Raw genomic sequence first — 6,906 nt, forward strand, 5'->3', positions numbered from 1 at the left:
CATCTGCGCTTGAATCCTTCGGTGTGAGAGCCTGGATTCTACCGGTGGCTGGCTCTCTGCCTCTCGTTTCAAGCGTTGCGCTTATTCTATGAATTCAGGCATAATAAGCCCTACACAAATTGGGAGATATATCATGAAAGGCTGGCTTTTTCTTGTTATCTCAATAGTTGGCGAAGTAATCGCAACATCCGCATTAAAATCTAGCGAGGGCTTTACTAAGCTTGCCCCTTCCGCCGTTGTCATAATCGGTTATGGCATCGCATTTTATTTTCTTTCTCTGGTTATGAAATCCATCCCTGTCGGTGTTGCTTATGCAGTCTGGTCGGGACTCGGCGTCGTCATAATTACAGCCATTGCCTGGTTGCTTCATGGGCAAAAGCTTGATGCGTGGGGCTTTGTAGGTATGGGGCTCATAGTTAGTGGTGTAGTAGTTTTAAACTTGCTTTCCAAAGCAAGTGCCCACTAATAAACTCAGTCATCTAACAAGTCGTTGCAGCACCGCTCCAGCACTTCGTGCCTGCGCTGGACAGTTTTTAAGTCGCGGCTTTATGGTTTTGCTGCGCAAAAGTATTCCATAAAATCACAACTTAAAAACTGCCGCTGAACTCGGCGTTGAACGACAGCTTTCCCAAAAGCTCTACGGCTGCTCTGGGTCGACACCGGTAATCGGATCGTTGCCGCACTGAACAGCGCCCCGTTCCAGGTCGCCTCCATTTATGCGGCTGAACCGAGGGAGAGCAGCTTTACGCCGTCTGGCCGCAGTTCGCCCTTGGGCGACACGTGCCGGTAGAGCGTCTGCCGGGTAATCCCGAGTTCTTCGCAGAGATCGCCCACCTTGGTTTCCGGTTGCCCCATGCTGGCCATCGCCAGGCGTAGCTTGGCGGCGGTCATCTTGAAGGGGCGCCCCCCTTTCCTGCCGCGAGCGCGCGCCGAGATAAGTCCAGCGACTGTTCGCTCGGAAATCAACTCACGCTCGAACTCGGCCAGCGCGGCAAAAATACCGAACACAAGCTTGCCGGCGGCAGTCGTCGTGTCGACCGCCGCACCGTGACCGGTCAGGACCTTCAGGCCCACGCTACGCGCAGTTAGGTCGTGCACGGTGTTGATCAGGTGGCGCAGATCACGGCCAAGCCGATCGAGCTTCCACACGATCAGCGTGTCCCCTTCACGAAGCGCCTTCAGGCAAGCAGCCAACCCTGGGCGATCATCGCGCCTGCCCGAGGCCAGATCCTCGTAAAGGTGCGCAAGGCTCACACCAGCGGCGATGAGCGCATCGCGTTGCAAATTGGTGGACTGGGATCCGTCCGCCTTCGATACCCGCATGTAGCCGATCAGCACCTTTTCACCCGTCACGTATACGTTCGATTATGTGACAGTGTGAGCCGGAAAGCTCTATCCGTCAAAATTTGTCACTTAACCCGTCATTTTGTTTAAGACATGCAAAGGGTGCATCAGGCAGGTAATGTGACAGAAATTCCGGCGGGATGCCTTCCTTCACGAAGGTGGCGCGCAACCGTTCCAAGGAAGCGGGATCGCGCCGACCATAGGAAGCCAACGCGAACAGCGAGCGTGCCGTCTCGGGGTTGTGTCGCGCTTCAATGATGGCCTCGTCGATGGCCTGGACTGCACGCTGCCAGTGATTGATGGGCTCGGGCTTCGGCGCTTTCGTCGGCAGGCCACTGGTGAACCCGGTTTGGGGCTCGGACCAGAATAGCTTTGCCTGCTCGCCTGGCGGGCTGATGTCCCTCACCTCAATCAAGCTGATTGCCGTTGCCGCCGCCTCCAGCATCTGTAACCGTACTATCGGATTCAGGGTTTCATACGGTCGCCACAGACTTTGCCCAGCACGCAGCGGATGCCCGCAGCCTTCCCAGACTTGGCGGGGATACCCCGCGCAGGTTCCGCACGCGGAAAGCGGGGTGTTCAGCTCATCGAGCAGCGTGCGAAGAAGTCGAAACCACAATCCGGCGTGGATGCGTCGGCGCGGCAGCTCCACGTGACCGGTTGTCAGTGCCTGCCAGGTACGCTGGTCCATCGCCGCAATCGCGTCGCTGGCGGTGCGCGGTTCGGCGTCGGCGTTCTCCCAGCCGAGAAACCGCCCTGGCACGCCCCAATAGGATTCCAGCCAGCAGCCATGCAGCGGGCAGCTCAGCATCAGGGGCAGCTTCCACGCGAGCAGTACGGCTTGGTTCTCCGGATCGCTCAGGCAGAGCGGACAGGCGCGGTTTATCGGCTGGCTGGGCAGCCAGGCACGCCAGCTCGTGATGGATCGCGTCTTACGGCGGAGTCTTGGCAGCAACACCGAGAGCTGAAACGCATAGGTTTCCAAGGCGTCTGGAATCTGGTCATCAAGGCTGTCCAGTAGCCAAGGCACCCATCCGGCGAAACTCATACAGCGCAGCCGGTCCAGCTCGATGCCGCTCCGCTGGGAAAGCAACGCCAGCAGCGAGAGTGGTGGCGCGGTGTCCAGGTCATCGACCTGGCCGTGACCAAGATCGTGCTCCAGCAGGTCGGGCTCCTCCATGTGATAGCAAAGGGCCACGCGGTTGAGCCATGAGGACAGCGCCTCGCCTTCTTTCGGGGCGGGATGCAGCGGCCAGCGCGGCGCAGGCTTCACATCAGTTCCCGCTCGAATTGCCGCCGCCGCTCGCTGGGTCCGGTGTAAACGGCCATGCTGAGTGTGCGATGGTTGATCGCTTCCTCGCCGCTCTCCACGGCGACGATGGCCGCCGCCATCAGCAAGTGCGCCAGTTCCCCTATGGTGCCCTCGCTGCGTGTGAGCAGGTAGCGAGCCATGTCCAGCGTGGCAATTGGGGAAGGCCGGCGCAGCGGGAGCGAAGCGGCGAAGCTGGCCAGCAGTGAGCAGCAATCGTCGTTGGCCTCCCATACCGGCAGCATCATCGGCTCGAAGCGATTTTCCAACTGGTCATCGGAGCGGATGGCTAGGTAGGCGTCGCGCGTGCCTACCCCAACCAACGGGATGCGCAGTTCGTTGCCGAGGAAGCGCAGCAGGTTGAGGAATTCCCGGCGGTTGACGCTGTTGCCGGCCAGCACGTTGTGCAGCTCGTCGATCACCAGCATGCGCACGCCGACCTTGCGCAGCAGTGCCAGAGCCAGTTGCTCCATTTCCGGCAACCGTGGGCGTGGGCGCAGCGGCGCGCCCATCGCGGCGAGCAGCGCGACGTAGAAGCGGATCACGGACGGCTCGGACGGCATCTGCACGACCAACACCGGGATGTGCTCCTGGTCGGCGTCGGAGCTGGCCGGGTGGGTGCGGCGGAACTTCTCGACGATCATCGACTTGCCATTGTTGGTCGGGCCAACCAGCAGCAGGTTGGGCATGCGTTGCTTGTTTGGCCACGCATAAAGGGCTTCCAGCCGGTTCAGCGCCTCGACTGCGCGCGGATAGCCGATCCAGCGGTCGGCGCGAAGGCGCTGGATGCGCTCGTCCGCCGGAAGACGGGCCAAGCCCTGGGCCGCCGGCAGCAGGTGGGACAGGTCGATGATGGGATATTCGTCCACGGCTACCACTCCTCAATCTGGTCGAACGGTTTGGCGGGTGGCAAGTTGTCTGCCTGCGGGTCGGCAATATCCGTATCCGGCGGAACGGGCTTGTCCGGCCGAGCTGATGTCTTGAGGTGCTGGCGGCGATCCGCGTCACGCCGCGCCTTGCGTGTGGCCTTCTGCGCGCTGGTCACAATCTCACGCATCTGGCCGATCATGCGGAACAGCGCCGACTCATCCACCTGTTCGCGCCCTTGCTGCCGCAGTTTCGCCAGCGCCTGCCGTTGTTCCCAGAGGGTGACAGCCGGATGCGACAAGGTACGGTAGGGAATTTCCAGGTAATGCTGTCCCTCCGGTTCCAGGACCCAGATACGGCTGATGTCGCGCGGATCGCGCCGGATCAGAAAGGACGGCCAGCGTTCACGCCGCGCAATCCACGGCTTGAGCGCATCGGCGTAGTAGTGGATGTGGTCGATGACAAAGCCGGTGCGGGTCAGCGTGCGCCGGAGGATCGGCAGAAAATCGACCAGGAACGAAGTAGCGCGTGTGACGACGGCCGGTACGCCGACACGCGCCACGGCCTCGGCCCAGCGCGCGGCCGGCGGTTGGAGCAGGCCGTTGTGCACCGAACCGTGGTAGGTGCCGACCGCCAATGTGAGCCAGCGCTCTAGCTCGCGCAGCGTCAGGGCGGCCTTGTTTTCGGAATCGTAGTCGCCGCGCTGGTCAGGGTTGGAGAAGGTCGTTCCCGGCAGTTCGTCGTGAATCATCTGCATCGCCGTGCCGATGATCCGTTCCACGATGCCGCCATAGTGCGGCTGTCCCAGCGGGCGATAGTCCAGCCGGATGCCATGCTGCTCGCAACCCCGGCGCAGGGCCTCGCTCTTGAACTCGGCCGCGTTGTCTAGGTAGAGCAGCAAGGGCTTGCCGCTCATCTGCCAATCCATTTCCACGTTCAGTCCTTCCAGCCAAGGGCGCTTGTCGCAGGCGACATGCACGAGGCACAGGCCAACCGAAACGGCAGACGGCGCTTCCAGCGTGACGACCATGCCGAGCACGCAGCGGGTGAACACGTCGATGGCGAGGGTCAGGTACGGGCGGCCAATAGGTTGCCGGTCGCGGTCATCGACCACGATCAGGTCGATGACCGTATGGTCTATCTGCACCTGCTCCAGCGGCGCGGTCACGGCAGGAGGCTCGCCGCCCACACCTTGTAGGTCACGAGCGGCATCCTGGCCTTCCCGCCGGCGGATGACCTTGCGCGGGTCAAGGCTAGCGATCCGTAAGGCCACGGTATTGCGCGCCGGCACTCGCAGTTTTTGAGCCTTGCACACCTGAGTGACTTCGCGGTGAAAGGCCGCTAGGCTGCGCTTCTGCTTGGTCAGGAACCGCTTTTGCAGTAGCTCGTGGATGACGCGCTCGACCGGTTCCGGCAAGCGCCCCTTACCTTTACCTCCACCGGACTGGCCGGGCACCAGATCCGTCACGAGGCCGCTGCCTTGCCGGGCACGCCGGATCAGAACGTATACCTGGCGCCGAGACAAGCCCAGCGCCTGAGCCGCCATATCGGCCGCTTCGTGCCCGACCGTCTCCGACTGCGCCAACGGACTGATGATCTCCGCACGACGGCGCGCACGCTCCCAAGCCTCATCAGGCAGAGTGGCCACGCCTTGTTCTGGAATCCGTGGGGTGTCCGTCGCCATGCTCACCTCGCTTTGGTGCACACGAGTATTGAGCATAGTCGAGATTGGTGCAGATCACTTCTGATATTGAACTGTCAGGAGCTGGCTGCACAACAGCCATTACGCCCAATCAACTGGTGCAGTCGTCTTCTGAAAATGACAAGCCAGTCGAGGATGAACAGCGTGCGCTCGATCCGGCCCAGCTCGCGCAGGGCCACGGCCAGTCCGTTCTGGCGCGGGTAGCTGCCGAGCTTGCGCAGCATCAGCGAGGCGGTGACGGTGCCCTGCTTGATCGAGCTGGCCAGGCGCAGGATGTCGTCCCAGTGGGCACGCACGTGCTTGATGTTCAGGGTGCCGCCGATCAGCGGGCGCAACGTCGGGTAGGCTTGCACGCCCTGCGGCACGTACAGCTTGGTTTCGCCGAGGTCGCGGATGCGCGGCGCGAAGCGGAAGCCTAGCAGGTGCATCAGGGCAAAGACGTGATCGGTGAAGCCGGCCGTGTCGGTGTAGTGCTCCTCGATCCGCAGGTCGGACTCGTGGTACAGCAGGCCGTCGAGCACATAGGTGGAATCGCGGACGCCGACATTCACCACGCGGGTGCTGAACGGCGCGTACTGGTCGGAGATATGGGTATAGAACAGCCGTCCCGGCTCGCTGCCGTACTTCGGGTTGACGTGCCCGGTGCTCTCGCCCCGGCCACCCGCGCGGAAGCGCTGGCCATCGGAGGATGAGGTCGTGCCGTCGCCCCAGTGGGCGGCAAAGGCGTGGCGATACTGGTGGTTGACCAGCTCGGCCAGCTCGCTGTCGGTTCCCAGCGCGTAACCGGGGTAGCGCAGCAGGCAGAGCTGCACGGCGAAGCCGAGGCGGTTGGCGTCGCCGCGTCGCTGGCGGATCAGCGACAGGTCGGAGTCGTTGAAGGTGTAGTAGCGGATCAGGTCATCCTGGCTTTCCGGCAGCGCAAGCAGGGTGTCCCGCTCCGTGGCCGAGAGGATCAAGCGACGCGGCATGTGTCAGTCGTCCGTGCGGAGGTACTGGTAGAGGGTTTCCCGGCTGATGTTGAACTCGCGGGCAAGCTGCGCCTTGGGCTCGCCGGCCGTCGCTCGCTGCCGCAGGGTAGCAGCCTGCTCATCGGACAGGGCTTTCTTGCGGCCCCGGTACGCGCCACGCTGCTTGGCCAAGGCGATGCCCTCACGCTGCCGCTCGCGGATCAGGGCGCGCTCGAACTCAGCGAAGGCCCCCATCACCGACAGCATCAGGTTGGCCATCGGCGAGTCCTCGCCAGTGAACACCAGGCCCTCCTTCAGGAACTCGATGCGCACGCCGCGCTGAGTCAGCTTCTGTACCAAGCGACGCAGGTCATCGAGGTTGCGGGCCAGCCGATCCATGCTGTGCACAACCACTGTATCGCCTTCGCGGACGAAGCTCAGCAGCGCTTCGAGCTGGGGGCGCTGGGTGTCCTTGCCCGATGCCTTGTCGGTGAACACCTTGCTCACCTGGGTTTGTTCCAGCTGGCGTTCCGGGTTCTGGTCAAAGCTGCTGACCCGGACGTAGCCGATGCGGTGCCCCTGCACGATGTCTCCTTGGTTGAAGGCGGCTTAAGTGCACTTTCTGTTCCGTTGTGCCTCAAAGCCCATTTCTGTCAGGCTGAAATCTATGACCTTCGCGGGCATGTGTCAACGAATGCGAAAGACCACTCTATTCTGACGACTCGGAGCGGCCTTGC

Annotated in this window: 6 protein-coding genes and 1 pseudogene; 1 reads left to right on the forward strand and 6 read right to left on the reverse strand. The window is 62.3% G+C overall.

Annotated elements, in window-relative coordinates; all coding sequences use genetic code 11:
• Nucleotides 1–133: 133 nt before the first annotated feature.
• A complete protein-coding gene (gene qacE / locus ACZRN6_RS36130; protein WP_123794474.1) occupies nucleotides 134–466 on the forward strand; it encodes a quaternary ammonium compound efflux SMR transporter QacE in 333 nt (110 codons plus the stop codon).
• A gap of 248 nt (nucleotides 467–714) precedes the next feature.
• On the opposite strand, the gene ACZRN6_RS36135 is transcribed toward qacE, so the two are convergent.
• The 6 genes and pseudogenes from ACZRN6_RS36135 to ACZRN6_RS36160 form a co-directional block, all read right to left on the reverse strand.
• Nucleotides 715–1,338, reverse strand: a complete 624-nt coding sequence (locus tag ACZRN6_RS36135; protein ID WP_003155741.1) for a recombinase family protein — start codon at nucleotides 1,336–1,338, stop codon at nucleotides 715–717.
• A gap of 61 nt (nucleotides 1,339–1,399) precedes the next feature.
• A complete protein-coding gene (locus ACZRN6_RS36140) occupies nucleotides 1,400–2,617 on the reverse strand; it encodes a TniQ family protein (RefSeq protein ID WP_006122485.1) in 1,218 nt (405 codons plus the stop codon).
• Nucleotides 2,614–3,522: a TniB family NTP-binding protein gene (locus tag ACZRN6_RS36145; protein ID WP_003155746.1), complete on the reverse strand. Its 909-nt coding sequence runs from the start codon at nucleotides 3,520–3,522 to the stop codon at nucleotides 2,614–2,616. Before ACZRN6_RS36145 ends, ACZRN6_RS36140 begins: the two co-directional genes overlap by 4 nt.
• Nucleotides 3,523–3,524: 2 nt before the next feature.
• On the reverse strand, nucleotides 3,525–5,204 hold the full coding sequence (locus tag ACZRN6_RS36150; RefSeq protein ID WP_000179844.1) for a Mu transposase C-terminal domain-containing protein: 1,680 nt from the start codon (nucleotides 5,202–5,204) through the stop codon (nucleotides 3,525–3,527).
• A 116-nt stretch (nucleotides 5,205–5,320) separates the two neighbouring features.
• Nucleotides 5,321–6,190 (reverse strand): annotated as a pseudogene (locus ACZRN6_RS36155) (Tn3 family transposase); the annotation flags it as partial.
• 3 nt (nucleotides 6,191–6,193) lie between these two features.
• Complete coding sequence (locus ACZRN6_RS36160) at nucleotides 6,194–6,754, reverse strand: recombinase family protein (RefSeq protein WP_001161490.1); 561 nt, start codon at nucleotides 6,752–6,754, stop codon at nucleotides 6,194–6,196.
• Between the last annotated feature and the right edge of the window lie 152 nt (nucleotides 6,755–6,906).

It is taken from the genome of Pseudomonas sp. A125 (assembly GCF_055409485.1).

Coding starts and splice junctions, on each gene's coding strand:
- ACZRN6_RS36150 (WP_000179844.1), bottom strand. CDS start 5,204: ATGGCGACGGACACCCCACGGATTCCAGAACAAGGCGTGGCCACTCTG.
- qacE (WP_123794474.1), top strand. CDS start 134: ATGAAAGGCTGGCTTTTTCTTGTTATCTCAATAGTTGGCGAAGTAATC.